General features: G+C 74.5%; 15 protein-coding genes. 7 read left to right on the plus strand and 8 right to left on the minus strand.

Features of this window, described 5'->3' with window-relative positions:
• Positions 1–271: 271 nt before the first annotated feature.
• Positions 272–1330 carry an ABC transporter substrate-binding protein gene (locus OG896_RS32460; RefSeq protein ID WP_329371050.1) on the plus strand — a complete coding sequence of 353 codons (1059 nt, stop codon included), beginning with the start codon at positions 272–274 and terminating at the stop codon, positions 1328–1330.
• 29 nt (positions 1331–1359) lie between these two features.
• Here the strand turns inward: OG896_RS32460 and OG896_RS32465 are convergent, their stop codons facing one another.
• A complete protein-coding gene (locus OG896_RS32465; RefSeq protein ID WP_329371052.1) occupies positions 1360–2136 on the minus strand; it encodes an AraC family transcriptional regulator in 777 nt (258 codons plus the stop codon).
• A 97-nt stretch (positions 2137–2233) separates the two neighbouring features.
• Here OG896_RS32465 and OG896_RS32470 point away from each other — a divergent pair, with 97 nt between their 5' ends.
• Positions 2234–2401 carry a hydrophobic protein gene (locus OG896_RS32470; protein WP_328462185.1) on the plus strand — a complete coding sequence of 56 codons (168 nt, stop codon included), beginning with the start codon at positions 2234–2236 and terminating at the stop codon, positions 2399–2401.
• 261 nt (positions 2402–2662) lie between these two features.
• Here the strand turns inward: OG896_RS32470 and OG896_RS32475 are convergent, their stop codons facing one another.
• Both OG896_RS32475 and OG896_RS32480 read right to left on the minus strand, forming a co-directional pair.
• Entirely contained in the window at positions 2663–3043 is a 381-nt protein-coding gene (locus tag OG896_RS32475) for a DUF6221 family protein (RefSeq protein WP_329371055.1), read from the minus strand.
• A 164-nt stretch (positions 3044–3207) separates the two neighbouring features.
• Positions 3208–5205, minus strand: coding sequence for an APC family permease (locus OG896_RS32480; RefSeq protein WP_328462181.1), 1998 nt, complete (start codon positions 5203–5205; stop codon positions 3208–3210).
• 309 nt (positions 5206–5514) lie between these two features.
• Here OG896_RS32480 and OG896_RS32485 point away from each other — a divergent pair, with 309 nt between their 5' ends.
• Together OG896_RS32485 and OG896_RS32490 are read left to right on the plus strand one after the other, a co-directional pair.
• Positions 5515–8358 (plus strand): DUF4118 domain-containing protein, encoded by a 2844-nt coding sequence (locus OG896_RS32485; protein WP_329371057.1) that lies wholly within the window; start codon positions 5515–5517, stop codon positions 8356–8358.
• Complete coding sequence (locus tag OG896_RS32490; RefSeq protein ID WP_329371059.1) at positions 8355–9047, plus strand: response regulator; 693 nt, start codon at positions 8355–8357, stop codon at positions 9045–9047. The genes OG896_RS32485 and OG896_RS32490 overlap by 4 nt, the downstream gene beginning before the upstream one ends.
• Here OG896_RS32490 and OG896_RS32495 read toward each other — a convergent pair.
• The 4 genes from OG896_RS32495 to OG896_RS32510 form a co-directional block, all read right to left on the minus strand.
• Positions 9010–9756: a TIGR04282 family arsenosugar biosynthesis glycosyltransferase gene (locus OG896_RS32495; RefSeq protein ID WP_329371061.1), complete on the minus strand. Its 747-nt coding sequence runs from the start codon at positions 9754–9756 to the stop codon at positions 9010–9012. The two genes, OG896_RS32490 and OG896_RS32495, sit on opposite strands and share 38 nt — an antisense overlap.
• A complete protein-coding gene (locus OG896_RS32500) occupies positions 9753–10856 on the minus strand; it encodes an NAD-dependent epimerase/dehydratase family protein (RefSeq protein WP_329371063.1) in 1104 nt (367 codons plus the stop codon). The genes OG896_RS32495 and OG896_RS32500 overlap by 4 nt, the downstream gene beginning before the upstream one ends.
• A 92-nt stretch (positions 10857–10948) precedes the next feature.
• A complete protein-coding gene (locus OG896_RS32505) occupies positions 10949–11533 on the minus strand; it encodes a hypothetical protein (protein ID WP_329371065.1) in 585 nt (194 codons plus the stop codon).
• Positions 11530–12981 carry a molybdopterin-dependent oxidoreductase gene (locus OG896_RS32510; RefSeq protein WP_329371068.1) on the minus strand — a complete coding sequence of 484 codons (1452 nt, stop codon included), beginning with the start codon at positions 12979–12981 and terminating at the stop codon, positions 11530–11532. Before OG896_RS32510 ends, OG896_RS32505 begins: the two co-directional genes overlap by 4 nt.
• A 223-nt stretch (positions 12982–13204) precedes the next feature.
• On the opposite strand from OG896_RS32510, the gene OG896_RS32515 reads away from it, so the two are divergent.
• Positions 13205–14671 (plus strand): hypothetical protein, encoded by a 1467-nt coding sequence (locus OG896_RS32515; RefSeq protein WP_329374408.1) that lies wholly within the window; start codon positions 13205–13207, stop codon positions 14669–14671.
• Positions 14672–14734: 63 nt separating this feature from the next.
• Here the strand turns inward: OG896_RS32515 and OG896_RS32520 are convergent, their stop codons facing one another.
• Positions 14735–15196, minus strand: a complete 462-nt coding sequence (locus OG896_RS32520; protein ID WP_329371070.1) for a MarR family winged helix-turn-helix transcriptional regulator — start codon at positions 15194–15196, stop codon at positions 14735–14737.
• Positions 15197–15319: 123 nt separating this feature from the next.
• On the opposite strand from OG896_RS32520, the gene OG896_RS32525 reads away from it, so the two are divergent.
• Together OG896_RS32525 and OG896_RS32530 are read left to right on the plus strand one after the other, a co-directional pair.
• Entirely contained in the window at positions 15320–16186 is an 867-nt protein-coding gene (locus OG896_RS32525; protein WP_329371072.1) for an NAD(P)H-binding protein, read from the plus strand.
• Positions 16187–16312: 126 nt separating this feature from the next.
• On the plus strand, positions 16313–17809 hold the full coding sequence (locus OG896_RS32530; RefSeq protein WP_329371074.1) for an IMP dehydrogenase: 1497 nt from the start codon (positions 16313–16315) through the stop codon (positions 17807–17809).
• Positions 17810–17853: the final 44 nt, after the last annotated feature.

The raw sequence follows: 17853 nt of genomic DNA on the forward strand, positions 1-17853 counted from the left end.
CGGGGTTCTCGTCGCCTCGCGGTCGCCGGCGCCGGGTGCGTCCGGCCGGGCCGGGTGGCCGAAAGGGCTTGTGCGGACGGCGCGTTGGCCGCTCGCGGGGCGGCTGCGCGGCCCCGCCGATCCGCCGCGTCGCTGTCGGGCTGGCGCTATCAGGCGTCCGAGTGGAGATCTCGCCGCCGGAGATTCCACTTAGGGTAGCCAAAGTTAGGTCACCCTAAGTTCTGGCTTGGTCCGCTCGCCGGCCGTGCCTGTCGCCGTACCGGAGGTCCCGATGTCCCTGCCGCCCCGCCCGCTCGCCGAGCCGGCCGCCGCATCCGACGGCGAGCCCACCGGCCGCCTCGCCGGCCGTCCGACCCGGCGCGGGCTGCTGACCGCGGGGGCCGCTGGCGCCGCGCTGTTCGGGCTCGCCGCCTGCGGCTCCAACGGCGGCGGTTCGGGCTCGGAGGGCGGCTCCGGCAAGGCGTCGAAGGGAAGTTCGGGCACCCGTACCGTCGACACCGCCAAGGGGCCGGTGAAGGTGCCGGCCGCGCCCAAGCGCGTGGTGGCGATCAACGACTTCCCGATGGCCGCGATGTTCGACCTCGGGCTGACCCCGGCGGGCGTCTTCAACGCGGGCGAGGAGTACGTCCCGCCGCGCGACCTCACCCGGTGGAAGGCGATACCCAAGGTCTCCGACGGCGTCGGCGGCGCCATCCAGGTGGAGAAGGTCGCCGCGCTCAAGCCCGATCTGATCATCGGCATCGATGCCCAGGCGAACCTCCCCTACGACCAGTTCACCGCGCTCGCCCCCACCGTGCTGCTCCCGTTCAGCAAGTCCAAGGCGCCCTGGCGCGACATGTCCGACCAGACCGCGACCGTCCTCGGCGTCCCCGACGCCCTGACCAAGCTCAAGCAGCGCTACACCGAGCGCGCCGCCGCCATCAAGAAGGCGCACGCCGCCGTGCTCGCCCGCACCCGATGGGACCTGCTCCAGGGCGGCTTCGACGAGGGCAACTGGTGGCTGTACGGGCACGGTTCGCCGATCGGCGGCATCCTCGCGGACGCGGGCGCCGTCTTCGCCACCGGCAGCACCCGGCTCGCCGAGCAGCAGTCCGTCTCCTACGAGCTGGTGACCGGCAAGCTCTCCGACGCCGACGCGATCTTCTACTACACGACCAACGACGGCAAGCCCGCCAACCTCGGCCCCAAGCTCTTCGCCCAGAAGTCGTTCCGGCAACTCGCCGCCACCAAGGCCGGCCACCTCTTCGGCAGCGTCTACTTCCTGCCCGGCGGCTACGAGGACGCGATCGCGGCCCTCGGCGACTTCGAGAAGGCGCTCGGCTCGCTGTGACGCCCGGCGCGGAGGCTCGGCGCGGAGGCTCAGCGCGCGGTGAAGTACGCGCCGGGGGTGCGGCCGGTCTCCTGGCGGAAGGCGGCGATGAAGGAACTGGGCGTGGTGTAGCCGACGTGGTGGGCGACCGCCGCCAACGGGCGGTCGGCCGCCATGTGTTCGAGCCCCGCCCGCAGCCGGGCCCGGGTCCGCCAGCGGCCGAAGGACATCCCGGTCTCGGCGCTGAACAGCCGGGCCAGGGTGCGGGCGCTGGCACCGACCTCCCGGCCCCACTCCTCCAGCGGGCGGTGGTCCGCCGGGCGGGCGAGCAGCGCCTCGGCGACCTTGCGGGCCCGCCCGTCCTTGGGCATCGGCAGCTCGATCGTGGTCACCGTGACCGGTCGCACCAGGTCGAAGAGCACGGCCTCCGCCCGGGCCCGCGGCTCCGCGCCGAGGTCGGGGGCGCCCAGGTGGGTGATCAACTCCCGCAGCAGCGGCGGCACCCCGACCACGGTCGGCTGCGTCCAGCGCACCGGGCAGCGGTCCGGCAGCAGGTAGACGCTGCGCATCCGCGCCGGGCGGGTGGCGCCCGTGGTGTGCGGGACCCCGGCGGGTATCCACAGCGCCAGGGTCGGCGGCAGCACCCACGAGTGGTCCGCGATGTCCACGGTCAGCACGCCCGCCGGGGACCACACCAGCTGGTGCGTGGTGTGCTCGTGCTCGCCGAAGCGCTGGCCGCGGGCCAGGTCGAAGTTGATCACCCGCAGCGCCTCGGCGGGCGGGGCCGCGGGGCGCTGGGCGGGCTGGCTGTTCGGCGACATGGTCATCGAACATAGCGCATGACGGCCACCGCCGACCCGGGGCCCGTGGAGCGGAGTGCGGAGGCGGAACGGGGGCACACGGTCGTCCAGGAGGCTGGTAACCATGGGACCGTTGCTCGTTGTGCTCTTGCTGGCACTGCTTCTGTTCGGATTCGGATTCGCCGTGCAGATCCTCTGGTGGGTCGCGGTGGTCGTGCTGGTGCTGTGGCTGCTCGGATTCCTGATCCGGCCGGGGTCCGGCTCCGGGAGGGGCCGCTGGTACCGGTGGTGAGACGCGCGCGGCCGACCGTCCGGCATACGACGGCCGCGCGTCGCGGTGGGCCGCTCCGATCGACCCGGAGCGGCCCACTGCCGTATCCGCGCCACCCCCGGGCCAAAGGGGTGCGAAGTGCGAGGCGGCGTACGGCAGGTTGCCTACGGCGCGCTGATGTCGGCGCCGGGTACTCCTACAGCGCCTGATATGCGGCATATCGCCTCAGGGGATCGGTGGGTGTGCCGGGCCGCGCGTACGGCCGTCAGCCCGGGGAGGGGGCTACGTTCCGCCGGCGGGGGAGCCGTTCCACTCGGCGCGGTAGTCGGGGTGGGACACCCACTCCGCGGCCAGCGCGACGAGGATCTGCGCGACGAGCAGCTCGCTGTCGCGGGCGTCGAGCCCGGGCGCGCCCTGCGCCAGGTGGCGTTCGCACCTGGCGACGATCGCCTGCTTGGCGGCGACCGCGCGGACCACCCGCGCCGGGTCGTGGTGGGCGGTGTGCGCGGCGAGCGGCGCCGCCATCTCGAACGCGGCGCCGCCGTCCACCACCAGGCGCGGCCCGTCGGCCGTCCACTGCCCGCCCGCGACGGCGCCGCCCCACGCGTACGTCAGGTCCTCCGTCATGCGGGCGCGCACGAAGGCCGTCAACTCCTCGATCACGCTGTTCCCTCCGGGTCGGTGCGCGATCCGGACACGCTACGCCCGCGGCGCGCCCCCGGGGCGCCCCGCGGCCGGCCCGGGCGTCGACTCCTTCACCGCGCGGGCCTGCTCCGCCGCCGGTACGCCCGCGGGCGCCCTGCCCATGTCCAGGAGGGCAACCCCGGTCACGGGCGGCGGGCGGCGGCCGAACCGTCGGGCGCGCGCTCCTCGTGCGGCTCGGCGACGTCGAACGGGACGATGGTGGCCACGACGTCGGGCAGCCGGCCGACCGCGCGGGCGATGTGGTCGGCGGTGCGCCGGTGCAGCAGACGGCCGAGGATCGGGGAGTAGTTGCGCTCGGGGATCAGCAGGGTGACCTGGGCGCGCTGCTCGCGGATGCGGCGGTCGACCAGTTCGAGCACCGCGCGGCTGATCCGGCGGTCCGGGCACTCCACCATCTCCAGCCGCAGGTCGCCGACCTCGGTGCGGTTCCACTGCGCCGCCAGCCGCTTCGCCTCCTGGGCGTCGACCATGACGTGCACCGCCCGGATCTCGGTCGGCCGCAGCGCGCGGGCGTAGCGGATCGCCTTGAGCACGGCCAGGTCGACCCGGTCCACCAGGATGTACATCACCTGGCTGTCGGCGCGCGGCTGGGTGGCGTCGGCGGGCGCGGCAGCCAGCGCGGCGGCCTCCTCGCGGTAGCGCTTGTTCACCTTGATCAGCGCCCACACGCCGATCGGGAACACCAGCACCACCACCCACGCGCCCTCGGTGAACTTGGTCACCGCGAAGATCAGGGCGACCAGCAGCGACACCCCGCAGGCCAGGCCGTTGAGCGCGAGCTTCGCCCGCCACCTGCCGTCGCGCGACCTCCAGTGGTGCCGGACCAGGCCGGCGCCGGCCATGGTGAAGCCGGAGAACACCCCGATCGCGTAGAGCCCGACGAGCGCGTTCAGGCTGCCCTTGGTGGCGATCAGCAGCGTCAGCGACACCACGGTCAGCACGATGATGCCGTTGGAGAAGGCCAGCCGGTGGCCGCGCCGGGTGAGCTGGCGGGGCAGGAAGGAGTCCTCGGCCACGAAACTGGCCAGGAACGGGAAGCCGTTGAAGGAGGTGTTCGCCCCCATGTAGAGGATCAGCGCGGTCGCGAGCTGCACGAAGACCAGGCCCGCGGTGCCGTACCAGTTGCCGCCGAAGGCCCAACTCGCCTCCTGCGAGACGACGGTCGGGGTCTGGGCGACGTACGGCGTGGCGTGCGTGATGTGCGCGAGCAGGGACACCCCGAGGACGCCGGTGCCCAGGATGCAGGACATCGCGACCATGGTGCGGCGGGCGTTGGGGCCCTGCGGGCTGCGGAAGACGCTGACGCCGTTGGAGATCGCCTCCAGGCCGGTCAGCGACGAGCCGCCGTTGGCGAACGCGCGCAGCAGGATCAGCAGCGAGGCGCCGTAGAAGAAGCCGTGGGTGTCGGTGCCGAGGCCGACCATGCCCGGGGTGTGCACGTCGATGCGGGAGTGGTCGCCGAGCAGGAAGCGGGTGAAGCCGGTGATGATCAGCAGCGCCATCGCGCTGATGAACAGGTAGGCGGGCAGGGCGAAGGAGCGGCCCGCCTCACGGATGCCGCGCAGGTTGCCCCAGCACAACAGGAGCACCACCCCGATGGTGATGAAGAGCTTGTTGTCGTCCAGGGCGGTCAGGCGGGCGTCGCCCCACAGCAGGTGGATCAGCGACACCAGCGCGTCGGTGCCGGCCGCCGCCTGGACCGCGACGGTGACGATGTAGTCGATCAGCAGCGCGACCGCGGCGACCTGGGCGATCCGCGGTCCGAAGTTCTCCCGGGCCACCACGTAGGAGCCACCGGCCCGGGTGTAGGCCATGACCACGTCGCGGTAGGAGAGCGTCAGCAGCAGCAGGACACACAGGATCGCCGCGGTCAGGGGTATGAGCGCGGTGAACGCCGCGACGCCGATCGCCGGGATCAGCACCACCAGCATCTGCTCGGAGCCGTACGCCATCGAGGAGATGCAGTCCGAGGCGAGCACGCCCAGCGCGATCGGGTTGGACAGCCGCTCGCCCTTCAGCTGCTCGGTGACCAGCGGCTTGCCCAGCAGGTGCTTCTTCACCCGGTACCCGTGGCTCTCGGGGAGCGCCGCGGTCGCGGGCCGGGTGGTGGACGACAGCATGGGCAGTCCGTTCGGGAATTCGAAAGGGTGGGCGGGCTTCCCTATCACTACTGCACGGAGTCGGGGCGAATCGGACATTCGGGGGTGCGGGCCGGGGATCTTAGCGCGTCCTTAACGCGTTTCGGTCTGGTGCCCCGCCGGCCGGGCGGGCCGCCGCGGAGGGCGCCGTGGCCGGCCGGGCGCGACGCGGCCGAGGGCGCCGCACTCCCGCTGGTCGCGCGCGATGCGCGGGCGCCGGGCGCCCTATGCTCAAGGTGCCCGCGGAGCGCGAAGGCGGTGGATACGCGAGAGCGAGAGGGAGAGGTACCGGTGGCCACGTCGCACGGCGGCAGTCTGCGGATCTACCTCGGCGCCGCCCCGGGCGTGGGCAAGACCTACGCCATGCTCGGCGAGGCCCACCGCCGGCTGGCCCGCGGCACCGACGTGGTCGCGGCCTACGTCGAGGACCACGGCCGCCCCCGCACCCGCGAACTCCTCGCCGGCCTGGAGTCCGTCCCCCGGCGCCGCGTGGCGCACCGCGGCGCGGAGTTCACCGAGATGGACCTCGACGCGGTGCTGGCCCGCCGCCCCAAGGTCGCGCTCGTCGACGAGCTGGCCCACACCAACGTGCCCGGCAGCCGCCACGCCAAGCGCTGGCAGGACGTCGAGGAACTGCTGCGGGCGGGCATCGACGTGGTCTCCACCGTCAACATCCAGCACCTGGAGTCCCTGGGCGACGTCGTCGAGGGCATCACCGGGGTGCGGCAGCAGGAGACCGTGCCCGACGAGGTGGTCCGGCGCGCCGCGCAGATCGAGCTGGTCGACATGGACCCCGACGCGCTGCGCCGCCGCCTCGCGCACGGCAACGTCTACGCCCCCGACCGGGTCGACGCCGCCCTGTCGCACTACTTCCGGCCCGGCAACCTCACCGCGCTGCGCGAACTGGCGCTGCTGTGGACCGCGGACCGGGTCGACGAGTACCTGCTGCGCTACCGCGCCGAGCACGGCATCGCCCAGACCTGGCAGACCCGCGAGCGCATCGTGGTGGGCCTCACCGGCGGCCCCGAGGGCGCCACCCTGATCCGGCGGGCCGCCCGGATCGCGGCGAAGGGGTCCGGCAGCGAACTGCTCGCGGTGCACGTGGTGCGCTCCGACGGCCTGGTCGGCGCGTCCGCGGGCGACCTCGGCGGGCAGCGCCGGCTGGTCGAGGACCTCGGCGGCAGCTACCACTCCGTGGTCGGCGGCGACATCCCCGCCGCGATGCTCGACTTCGCGCGCGGCGTGGACGCCACCCAGATCGTGCTCGGCTCCAGCCGCCGCAAAGCCTGGCAGTACGTCCTCGGGCCCGGGGTCGGCGCCACCGTGGCCCGCGAGTCCGGCGACATCGACGTGCACATCGTCACCCACGAGCACGTCGCCGGCGGCCGGCCCCGGCTGCCCGGGCGGCTGCCGATCGGCCTGGGCCGGGCCCGCGCGGTCGGCGGCTGGCTGATCGGCCTCGGCGGGCCGCCGCTGCTCACCCTCGCGCTGCGCGCCGGCTCCGGCTCGCCCGGGCTCACCACGCCGCTGCTGCTCTTCCTCACGCTCACGGTCGCCGCCGCCCTGGTCGGCGGGGTCTTCCCGGCGATCGCGGCGGCCCTGCTCGGCTCGCTCCTGCTCAACTACTTCTTCGCGCCCCCCACCCACACCTTCACCATCTCCGACCCGCAGAACCTGCTCGCCCTGGTGATCTTCGTCGCCGTCGGGATCGCGGTCGCCTCCGTGGTGGACCTCGCCGCCCGCCGCGCCCAACAGGCCGCCCGCAGCCGCGCCGAGACCGAGATCCTCGGCTACCTCGCCGGTGCCGTCCTGCGCGGCGAGGACGGCACCGACAGCATCACCGCGCTGCTCGACCGGGTGCGCGAGACCTTCGCGATGGAGTCCGCGGCGCTGCTGGAGTACCACGACGCGGACGCTTCCGGCCCGGTGGACGCCTCCGGCGGGGGCGCCCCTGACGGACTCGCGGGCGCCACCGCGGCGGACGCGGACGGCGGCCCTGACGACGAGGGTGCGGCGCCCGCGGCCGGCAGCGGGGGCCGGGGCGGTCGGGCGGACGCGGGCCGGTGGATCGGTGCCTCGGGTGCCTCGGGTCCCTCCGGCAGCGCGGGAGGGGGCGGACAGGCCGCACCGGCGCCCGGCGGGGCCGGCCGGGCGGGCGGCGCGGGATGGCCGGGGCGGCAGGGCGGATGGCGTACCGCGGCCTCGGTCGGGCCGAATCCCGCGGTGGAACCCGAAGGGGCCGACGTGGAGGTGCCGGCCGGCGAGCGGCTGGTGCTGGCGCTGAACGGGCGGGTGCTGCCGGCCCAGGACCGCCGGGTGCTGGTCGCGTTCGCCGCGCAGACCGCCGCGCTGCTGGAGCGCAGGCGGCTGGCCGAGCAGGCCGCCCGGGCGCGCCGGCTCGCCGAGGGGAACCGTATCCGCACCGCGCTGCTCGCCGCGGTCTCGCACGACCTGCGCACCCCGCTCGCCGGCATCAAGGCGGCCGTCACCTCGCTGCGCTCCGACGAGGTGGACTGGAGTGCCGAGGACGAGGCGGAGTTGCTCGCCGGCATCGAGACCGGCGCCGACCGGCTCAACCACCTCATCGGCAACCTGCTCGACATGAGCCGGCTGCGCACCGGCGCGGTCAACGCGCTGCTGCGCGACGTCGCCCTGGAGGAGGTGGTGCCGGCCGCGCTCGCCGAAGTGCCGGCCGACGCCGTACGGCTGGAGGTGCCGGAGGCGCTGCCGCTGGTGCGCGCCGACACCGGACTGCTGGAGCGGGCCGTCGCCAACGTGGTGGAGAACGCCGTCAAGTACAGCCCGCCGGGCGTCCCGGTCGTGATCAGGGCCGACCCGCTGGCGCTGCCGGACGGCACCCGGGTCGAGGTGCGGGTGATCGACCGCGGTCCGGGCGTACCGGAGGAGGCGAAGGACCTGGTGTTCGAACCGTTCCAGCGCTACGGCGACGCGCCCCCGGCCGGTACGGGCGTCGGCCTCGGCCTGGCGGTGGCCCGCGGCTTCACCGAGGCGATGGGCGGCACCCTGACCGCCGAGGACACCCCCGGGGGCGGCCTGAGCATGGTCTTCACGCTGCCCACCGCGCCCGGCGCCACCCCCGACCCCGATCTGCGAGAGGCAGTGCCCGAACGATGACCCGGGTCCTGGTAGTGGACGACGAACCCCAGCTGGTGCGGGCGCTGGTGATCAACCTGCGGGCCCGCCACTACGAGGTGGACGCCGCGCCCGACGGCGCGGGCGCGCTGCGGCTGGCGGCCGCCCACAACCCCGACGTGGTGCTGCTCGACCTGAGCCTGCCCGACATGGACGGCGCCCAGGTGATCCGCGGGCTGCGCGGCTGGACCCGGGTGCCGATCATCGTGCTGTCGGCCCGGCACGCCTCCAAGGAGAAGGTCCAGGCGCTCGACGCGGGCGCCGACGACTACGTCACCAAGCCGTTCGGGATGGACGAGTTGCTGGCCCGGCTGCGTGCCGCGGTCCGCCGCGCGGAACCCGGCACCGGCGCGGGCGCCGACGACCAGGCCGTGGTCGTCACCGACGCCTTCACGGTGGACCTGGCCGCGAAGAAGGTGCACGGCAGCGGCGGCGCCGACGTACGGCTCACCCCCACCGAGTGGCACCTGCTCGAAGTCCTGGTCCGCAACCCCGGGCGGCTGGTCACGCAGACACAGCTGCTCCAGGAGGTGTGGGGACCCTCCTACCGCTCGGAGACCAACTACCTCCGGGTCTACCTCGCGCAGTTGCGCCGCAAGCTCGAACCCGATCCGGCCCGGCCGCGCCACCTCATCACCGAGCCGGGGATGGGCTACCGCTTCGAGCCGTAGCCCTTCCCGGGCCCGCGCCCGCGGCTTCCGCACCGGAGAGACCGGTCGCGGCCCGTCCCGTCCTGGCCTGCCCCGTCGCGGTCCGCCTCGTCGCGGCCAGCGCCGCCAGCGTCCGCGCGAAGCGGGTGCCGGGTGCGAGCGCGGCCACCTCCCTCGCGTCCGCCGCGGTGTCCACGTCGCGCAGCACCGGCAGATCGCGGACGGCCAGCCCCGCCGCGAGCAGCCGGTCACGCTGGGCCCGCCCGGTCCACGGCTTCGACATCGGCACCCCGCGCAGCAGCGCCGGGTCGGGGTCGGCCAGGCCCAGCGCCCAGAACCCGCCGTCGGCCGCGGGCCCGAACCAGGCCGAGCACTCCCGCCAGGCGAACGGTTCCACCGCGGGCCGCAGCAGCTCCGGGGTGAGCTGAGGGGTGTCCATGCCCACCAGCACCGCCGGGCCCCGGCACATCCCGAACGCCGCCGCCAGCCGCTCGTCCAGCCCGCCCGCCACCTGCGGCACCACCTCGAACCCCGGGGGCAGCCACGGCCCGGGCGCACCGTCCAGCACCAGCACCCGGCGCGTCGCGGGAGTGCGCAGCACCGCCGACAGCGTGTCCGTGAGCGCGGCCCGCGCCAGCAGGGCCGCCTCGTCATGAGAGTGATAAGGCGTCAGGCGGGTCTTGACCCGGCCCGGCACCGGCTCCTTGGCTATCACCAGCAGGGTCGTCATCGCGCACCGGTCCGCTCCGCCGCCGGACGAGCCGCCGCCGGGGCCTGACCGCGCAGCCCGGCGTGCGCGAACTCCCGCACTCCGTCGAGGAATTCGACCTGCGGGCGCCAGCCGATCTCGTCGCGCAGCCGCGCCGAGGACGCGGTGATGTGCCGGACGTCGCCGAGCCGGAACCGGCCGGTGACCACGGGGGCCGGGCCGCCGTGCGCGTCCGCCAGGGCGCGGGCCATCTCGCCGACGGTGTGCGGGGTGCCGCTGCCGGCGTTGTAGGCGCGGAAGGTGCCCGGCGGGCGGCCCGAAACCGCCTCCAGAGCAAGGACGTTGGCTGCCGCGACATCGCGGACGTGCACGAAGTCGCGCCGCTGGCCGCCGTCTTCGAACACCTGCGGCGCCTCGCCGCGCGCGAGGGACGAGCGGAAGAAGGACGCCACCCCGGCGTACGGGGTGTCGCGCGGCATGCCGGGACCGTAGACGTTGTGGTAACGCAGGGCGACCGCACGGCTGTCGGTGGCGCGCACCCAGGACGCGGCCAGGTGTTCCTGGGCGAGCTTGGTCGTCGCGTAGACGTTGCGGGGGTCGGTCGGCGCGTCCTCGTCGACCAGCCCGGGGGCCAGCGGCGCGCCGCAGACCGGGCACGGCGGTTCGAAGCGGCCCGCCGCCAACTCCCCGGCGGCGCGCGGGCCCGGCGCGACCCGGCCGTGCCGCGCGCAGTCGTAGCGGCCCTCGCCGTAGACGACCATCGAACCGGCGAGCACCAGGTCGCGCACCCCGGCCGCGGCCATCGCGGCGAGCAGCACCGCCGTGCCGACGTCGTTGCAGTCGGTGTACGCCGGCGCGTCCGCGAAGTCCTTGCCGAGGCCGACCATCGCCGCCTGGTGGCACACCGCGTCCACGCCTCGCAGCGCGCCCGCGACCGCCGCGCCGTCCCGTACGTCGGCGTGCAGCCACCGTGCGGCGGGCAACGGCGGCAGCGCGGGAGGCACCGGGTGGGCGGAGGGCAGCAGGGCGTCGAGGACGACCGGTTCGTGCCCGCGGGCGGTGAGGGCGGCGACGATGTGGGAGCCGATGAAGCCCGCGCCGCCGGTGACGAGTACGCGCATGGCGCCGACCCTAGGGTCCGTGCCCGGCTCGCCGGCGGCCGCGCGCGGGGGCGTCACAGGTCCGTAAGGACCCCGCTTCCGCTTCCGCGTCCTCATCCGGACGGGTCCGCGCGCGCCGGTCCTCGCCCGGGCCGCCGCGCCGCCCGCCACCGGCGCAGCGCGAACGCCGCCCCGGAGGCCGCGAAGAGCGCGGCGGTGATCAGCGCCCAGCGGCCGAGGAAGACGTCCGGGTCCAGCGCGGTCGCCGCCGCGTAGTGCGTCCTGGCCCCGCTGATCAGCGGCCAGTACACGAGCAGGAGCAGCAGGGACAGGAAGGCGGGCACCCGGACGTGGTCGACGACGGCGTTGCGCGGACCGGAGCGCCGCGCGCCCAGCGCCTTGTGCAGCGCCCAGTCCGCGACCGCGTACGCCGGCAGCAGCACCAGGTCGTGCAGCAGCGCCGCGCCCACCAACCACTTCGCCACGTCGAACCAGTCCCGCTCCAGCAGCCGTTCAGCGGCGTACCCGCAGACCGCGAAGGAGGCGAGGAGGATCAGCAGGTGTGCGGGGGAGGCGCCGTACAGCGCCCGGAACCGCTCGATCGGACCGCGGCGCGGTGAGGCCGGCGTACGGCGGCGGGCAACCGGCTCACGACGGAGGGGAGTCGGCGTACGGCGGTGCGGCATGCGGCCGTTCATGCGCGGGCTCCGAAGGTCGTGGCGCCGAAGGTGAGTTGGCGTACCCACTTGGTGTTCATCACCCCGGGCGCGTTCGGCACGATGATCCGGGCCGGATAGCCGTGGTCGTGGGACAGCTCCGCGCCGTTGACCCGCAGCGCCAGCAGCGAGCGCGGGTCGCGGACCTGGTTGGCGCGCAGCGCGACCGCCCGGAAGGACCCGGACAGCTGCGCGGACTCCACGAACACCCCTGGCGGGTCGGTGGGGTGGCCGACCAGCGCCGCGAGGTCGGCGAGCCGCACCCCCTCCCAGTGCTGGTCCGACGTCGACCAGCCCTCGACGCAGGCGATCGGCAGCGCCGAGCCGTGCCGGGCCATCGCCCGCAACTCGTCGAGGGTCAGCGAGACCCGCCGGCCGTTGCCGGCGCCGTGCACCACGAGCCGCCAGCCCTCGCCCACGTCCTGCGGGCGGATGTGCGCCAGCGCCGCGGTCTTGTTGATCGGGAAGCCGTTCGGGCCCGTGCCCGGGTCGCGGCCGTGCGGCGCCAGCAGCGCGGTCTCGCGCAGCGGCCCGCCGATGCTCTGGCCCGCGGTGACCACGAACAGCGCCACCGAGCCGAGTCCGACCATGCCCAGCGCCCCGCGCCGCGACATCGTCGGCGCCGCCGGATGCGTGGAGACCAGGCCGGAGTCGTCGGCGGCCTCCGGCACCGTACGGGAGGCCGGTGTGCGCAGCTCGGCCCTGAAGTCCCGGCTGCGCAGGGCCCGTACGGTCCTCGGCAGCCGCAGCGCCACATGCGCGGCCACCGCGCCGAAGAAGACCCAGGCGCCGTAGAAGTGCAGCGGGTAGAACGAGCCGGGGAAGAGGTAGTCCAGCTGCACGTTCAGCACGCCGGTGACGAACTCGAAGATCCCGCCGCCCACCAGCAGGAGCAGCGACAGCCGGTCCAGCGCGTGCGCGGGCGAGCGGACCGGCGGCAGCGTGAAGAGCTTCGGCACCACCGACCACAGCTTCGCCAGCAGCACCGGCACCAGCACGATCCCGAGCGTGACGTGCACGCCCTGGTTGACCCGGTACAGCCAGTACGGATGCGTCGGCCACGAGAAGAGGTAGAAGCCCAACAGGCCCTTGCCCGGGGTCTTGTCGTTGACCGGCGACAGGTTCGGGTTGTACGCGGCGTACGACAGCAGGCCGGTGACGAACAGCACGGGGATGCCGACGAGCAGGACCACACCGAAGACGGAGGTGAGCCAGGGTCCGCGCAGGGGGCTGCGCCAAGGGCCCTGCGGGAGGAGGGAGTTGAGGCGGGCGAGGGGCGAGGTGGGGGTGGGGGTGGGCGTCGCGTCGTCGGCGGGGCGGGGGCCGGAGGCGGGTGCGTCGGCGGCGCGGGGCGGGGTGGGCCCGGGCGGCGGCTGCGCTGACGGAGGCTGCTCGGGCCGGTCCGGGGTGGGGTCGGAGGGGACTTCCATGGCCCGGACTGTAGGTCCGCGCGGTGCCGGAACCGGGGCTGCGACGTATGACGAAAGTCTGACGTCCTGGTGCGGGGCCGGGGCGCGACCGGTCGCGCTGCCTAGGGTGAGGCGGGTGACCCTCACGCCCTCCGACACGCCCTCCAACCTGCACGAGCCCGGCGCCGAACCGCCGCGCGAACCCGGCGAACCCGCTGTTCCCGCCGTGCCTGCCGACCCCGCCGTGCCTGCCGTTCCCGCCGTGCCTGCCGGACCCGTCGCGGCGCCCGCGGCCGGGCGCCGCCGGGACCTCGCCGCCGCCGCCGCCGGACTCGTGCTCTTCGCGGTCGTCGCCGTCGTCGGCACCCGGATCGAGCACCGTACCGGCAAGCTGCACGCGCCCTGGCCGCCGCTGCTCGCCACCTGGGACCCGCACGTCGGCCCCGGCACCCCCGCCGCCGTCGCGGTCGCCGTCCTCGCGGTCGGCTACGGGCCCCGGCTCGCCGAGCGGCTGCCGTGGCGGGCGCTGCCGTGGGCCGCGTGGGCGGCCGCCATGGCCTGGACGTGGTCGCTCGCGCTCGTGGACGGGTGGCGGCGCGGTGTGGCGAACCGGCTCACCACCCGCAACGAGTACCTCGTCGAGGTGCCGCGCTTCCGCCACGCGGGCGCCACGCTGCGGGACTTCACCCACCACATCCTCATCGGCTCGCCCGGCAACTGGAACGCGCACGTCGCCGGGCACCCGGCCGCCGCGGTGATGACCTTCGTCGGTCTTGACCGGATCGGGCTGGGCGGCGGCGCCTGGGCGGGCGCGTTCGTCATCACCACGGGCGCGTCGGTGGCCGCCGCCGTCCTGGTCGCCCTGCGCGCGCTCGGCTCGGAGCGCGCCGCGCGGACCGCCGCGCCCTTCCTCGTCCTCACCCCCGGGGCGGTGTGGGTCGGCGCCTCCGCGGACGGCTACTTCGCCGCCGTCGCCGCCTGGGCGCTGGCGCTGTCGGCGCTCGCCGCCACCGCCGGATCGCGGTCCCGGCGGGCCGCCGCCGCGCTCGGCAGCGGGCTGCTGCTCGGGCTCGCGCTCTACCTCTCCTACGGGCTGACCCTGCTGGTCGTGCCGGTCGTCGCCCTGCTCTGGTCCACCCGCACCCTGCGGCCCCTCCCGCTGCTCCTGCTCGGCGCCCTCGTCGTGCCGGTCTGCTTCACCCTGGCCGGCTTCGACTGGTGGGACGCCTACCGCCTGCTCAAGATCCGCTACTACCAGGGGGCGGGCGGTGACCGGCCGTACTCCTACTGGCTCTTCGGCGACCTCGGCACCGTTCTCGCGGCCGCCGGCCTCGCCTCCTTCGCGGGCCTGCGCCGCGCGCTCGCCGCCGGTCCCGGCGCGCTGCGCGCCCCGCGCCGCCCCTCCGAGCCCGCACGGCCCTCTGGGCTCGCCGGGCTCGGTCGGCTCACCGGCTTCTCCCGGGCTTCCGGGTTCTCCGGGCCCTCCCGGCTCGACCCGGTCCTCCTCCTGCCCTGCGCCATGCTGCTCGCGCTCCTCGCCGCCGACCTCTCCGGCATGAGCAAGGCGGAGACCGAGCGGATCTGGCTGCCCTTCACCCTCTGGCTGCCCGCCACCGCGGCGCTCCTCCCCGCCCCCGACCGCCGTGCCTGGCTCGCTGCCCAGGCCGTCCTGGCCCTTCTGCTCAACCATCTCCTCCTCACCTACTGGTGAGGGTCAGGCACCCTTCGGTCAGCGGCCCTTCGATCCGTCGTCCTTCGGTCCGCGCTCCTCCGCTCAGGCGCCGTCCCCCGGTCCGCCGTCCTGATCGTCCGCCTCGCGCGACAGCTCGCGTGCCGCTCGGAGGACCTTCGCCAGGCCGCTGAGGAGGGCTTCGCGTTCGGCCCCGGTGAGGTCGGCGGTGACTTTCTCCTCGATCAACCGCCTTTCCGCTTCCACCGGTTCACGCAGCGCGCGCCCGGCGTCGGTGAGCCAGAGGCGGACGAGGCGGTTGTCGCGGTCGTCACGGCGACGGGTGAGCAGCCCGGCGGCGGTCATCCGGTCGGCCATCTTGACGACGGTGGGTGTCGTGACGTTGAGCGCGGCGGCGACCTCGCCGGGCGTACGGCCGTCCCGCTCCCACAACGCGGCGAGCAGGTGGTTCTGGCCGACGTGCAGCCCATGGCGCCGCATGGCCGCGTCGGCCAGGGCCCGGAGCGCCTTCGACGTACGGCCGTGCAGGTCCAGGAACTCCGACATCGCGGCCCTTCGGTGAGGTGCGGGAGCCAACGCCCGCCGCACACAGATCAGTTGACGGCTAATCATTCACCGGCTAACGTCTTTCTGAATTCGCTAGACGGCAAACGACTTTGAGGAGCCACGATGATACTGGTCACCGGTGCCACCGGGAACATCGGCCGGGCGCTCGTCCGTGAACTCGACGCGAGGGAAGCGGAGCTGCGCATCCTTGTCCGTGACCCCGCGCGCGCCGCCGGACTGCCCGAGCGGGCCGGGCGCGCGGTCGGCGACCTGGGCGAACCCGCCACGCTGGCCCCCGTGTTCGCCGGCGTCGACCGGCTCTTCCTGCTCACCCAGGGCATCGGCACCGACTACACCGCCGCGGCCCTCGCCGCCGCTGAGGCCGCCGGGGTGCGCCACATCGTGCACCTGTCCTCGTTCCACGTCGGCTTCGACCCGATGCCCGCGATGGGGCGCTGGCACCACGAGCGCGAGCTGCTCGTCCGCGCCTGCGGCATCCCCGCCACCTTCCTGCGCCCCGGCGGCTTCATGACCAACGCGCTCGACTGGCTCCCCACCCTCCGTGCGGGCAACTACGTCCTGGACCCGATCGGCCCGGGCCGCCACGCGCCGATCGACCCCGCGGACATCGCCGAGGTCGCCGCCCTCGCCCTGACCGAAGCCGGCCACCAGGGCCGGGAGTACGCCCTCACCGGCGACGAGACCTTCACCGTCGCCGAGCAGGTCCAGGTCATCTCCCGTACGGTCGGCCGCGCCATCGAGGTCCGCGCCGCCGCCACCCCGGCCGAGGCCGTACGGTCCCGCTTCCCGCACGGGGCGCCCCCGGCGCTGGCCGACGCCGTCACCGAGAGCCTCGCCCTCATGCGGGCCGACACCGTCGGGTTCCGTACGGACACCGTCCAGCGACTGCTCGGGCGCCGCCCCCGCACCTTCGCCGACTGGTGCGCACGTCACGCCGACGCGTTCCGCACCGCCCCCGCCCCGGCCTGACCCGGACCCCGGTCCAGGCCGCAACGGCGGGTCCGGGCAGGCGATTCGTGCGGGGGTGGGGCAGCCGATAAGGTGCCAGGTCACGGCCGGGCAGCCGGGCCCGCGCCGACGGGTCAGGAGGAACGCGTGGCACAGATCATCGCCGAGGTCTCAAGGACGTTCAACGAGTTCCTGCTGCTGCCGAACCGGACCCGGACCGACTGCTCGCCCGCGACGGTCGACCTGTCCACGCCGCTGGTGCGGCATCGCGTGGGGGAGCGTTCGGCGATCGAACTGGGGTCCCCGTTCACGTCCGCGATCATGCAGGCGGTCAGCACCCCCGAGCTCGCGATCGCGCTCGCCCGCAACGGCGGGCTGAGCTTCCTGCACCACAACCAGTCGATCCAGGACCAGGCCGCGGCGGTCCGTCAGGTGAAGAACTTCAAGGCCGGATTCGTCACCAGCGACACCAACGTCCGCCCGGACGACAGCCTGAGCCACCTGGTCGCCATCATGCACCGCACCGGGCACAGCACCGCCGCGGTCACCGACGACGGCACCGCCACCGGCCGGCTGCTCGGGCTGGTGACCTCCCGCGACTTCCATCCGCAGCGGCACGACCTCGGCGGGCCGGTGAGCGGTCGGATGACCGCCATCGCCGAACTGCCGCACGCCGCCGCCGACATCACGCTCTCCGAGGCCAACGCCCGGCTGTGGGACCAGCGGCTGGACTGCCTGCCGGTGCTGGACGACGAGGGCCGGCTGCAACACCTGGTGTTCCGGTCGGACTACGCCGACAACAAGCGCTTCCCGCACCAGGCCGTGGACTCCGCCAAGCGGCTGCGGGTGGGCGCGGGCATCAACACCCACGACTACCAGGAGCGCGTCCCCGCGCTGCTCGAAGCGGGCGCCGACGCGCTGTGCTTCGACTCCTCCGACGGCTTCAGCGACTGGCAGGCGCAGGCCCTGACCTGGGTGAAGAAGCACTACCCGGAGATCCCGACCGGCGGCGGCAACGTGGTCGACGGCGAAGCCTTCACCTTCCTCGCCGAGGCCGGCGCGGACTTCGTCAAGGTCGGTGTGGGCGGCGGCTCGATCTGCATCACCCGCGACCAGAAGGGCATCGGACGCGGCCAGGCCAGCGCGGTGCTGGACGTCGCCGCGGCCCGCGACGCCTTCCGCGACCGCACCGGCGCGTACGTGCCGATCTGCTCCGACGGCGGACTCGTGCACGACTACCACGTGGCGCTGGCGCTGGCGATGGGCGCGGACTTCGTCATGATGGGACGCTACTTCGCCCGCTTCGACCAGGCCGCCGGCGCGAAACTCCCCACCCGTGACGGCTTCGTGAAGGAGTACTGGGGCGAGGGCTCGAACCGGGCCCGCAACTGGCAGCGCTACGGCCAGGGCGGCGAGGGGCTGATCTTCGAGGAAGGCGTCGACGGCTACGTCCCCTACGCCGGCGACCTCGACGAAGGGCTCGCCCTGACCATCGCCAAACTCAAGACGACCATGGTCTCCTGCGGCTCCGCCACGCTGCCGGAGTTCCAGTCCACGGCCCGGCTCACCCTGGTCTCCGACCAGAGCTTCCAGGAGAGCCACGCCAGCGTCACCCTGCGGGACACCCCGGCGACCATCGCCTGAGCGGTAGCGAGGAGCCCCGGACCGCGGGGCGTTCGGGCATTCGG

Source organism: Streptomyces sp. NBC_00669, from assembly GCF_036226785.1.
Taxonomy (GTDB): Bacteria; Actinomycetota; Actinomycetes; order Streptomycetales; family Streptomycetaceae; genus Actinacidiphila.

Excerpts from the sequence above, each read along its gene's own strand:
- OG896_RS32525 (WP_329371072.1), top strand. The coding sequence starts at position 15,320 with ATGATACTGGTCACCGGTGCCACCGGGAACATCGGCCGGGCGCTCGTC.
- OG896_RS32465 (WP_329371052.1), bottom strand. The coding sequence starts at position 2,136 with ATGACCATGTCGCCGAACAGCCAGCCCGCCCAGCGCCCCGCGGCCCCG.
- OG896_RS32500 (WP_329371063.1), bottom strand. The coding sequence starts at position 10,856 with ATGCGCGTACTCGTCACCGGCGGCGCGGGCTTCATCGGCTCCCACATC.
- OG896_RS32470 (WP_328462185.1), top strand. The coding sequence starts at position 2,234 with ATGGGACCGTTGCTCGTTGTGCTCTTGCTGGCACTGCTTCTGTTCGGA.
- OG896_RS32510 (WP_329371068.1), bottom strand. The coding sequence starts at position 12,981 with ATGGAAGTCCCCTCCGACCCCACCCCGGACCGGCCCGAGCAGCCTCCG.
- OG896_RS32460 (WP_329371050.1), top strand. The coding sequence starts at position 272 with ATGTCCCTGCCGCCCCGCCCGCTCGCCGAGCCGGCCGCCGCATCCGAC.
- OG896_RS32495 (WP_329371061.1), bottom strand. The coding sequence starts at position 9,756 with ATGACGACCCTGCTGGTGATAGCCAAGGAGCCGGTGCCGGGCCGGGTC.
- OG896_RS32505 (WP_329371065.1), bottom strand. The coding sequence starts at position 11,533 with ATGAACGGCCGCATGCCGCACCGCCGTACGCCGACTCCCCTCCGTCGT.
- OG896_RS32520 (WP_329371070.1), bottom strand. The coding sequence starts at position 15,196 with ATGTCGGAGTTCCTGGACCTGCACGGCCGTACGTCGAAGGCGCTCCGG.
- OG896_RS32480 (WP_328462181.1), bottom strand. The coding sequence starts at position 5,205 with ATGCTGTCGTCCACCACCCGGCCCGCGACCGCGGCGCTCCCCGAGAGC.
- OG896_RS32490 (WP_329371059.1), top strand. The coding sequence starts at position 8,355 with ATGACCCGGGTCCTGGTAGTGGACGACGAACCCCAGCTGGTGCGGGCG.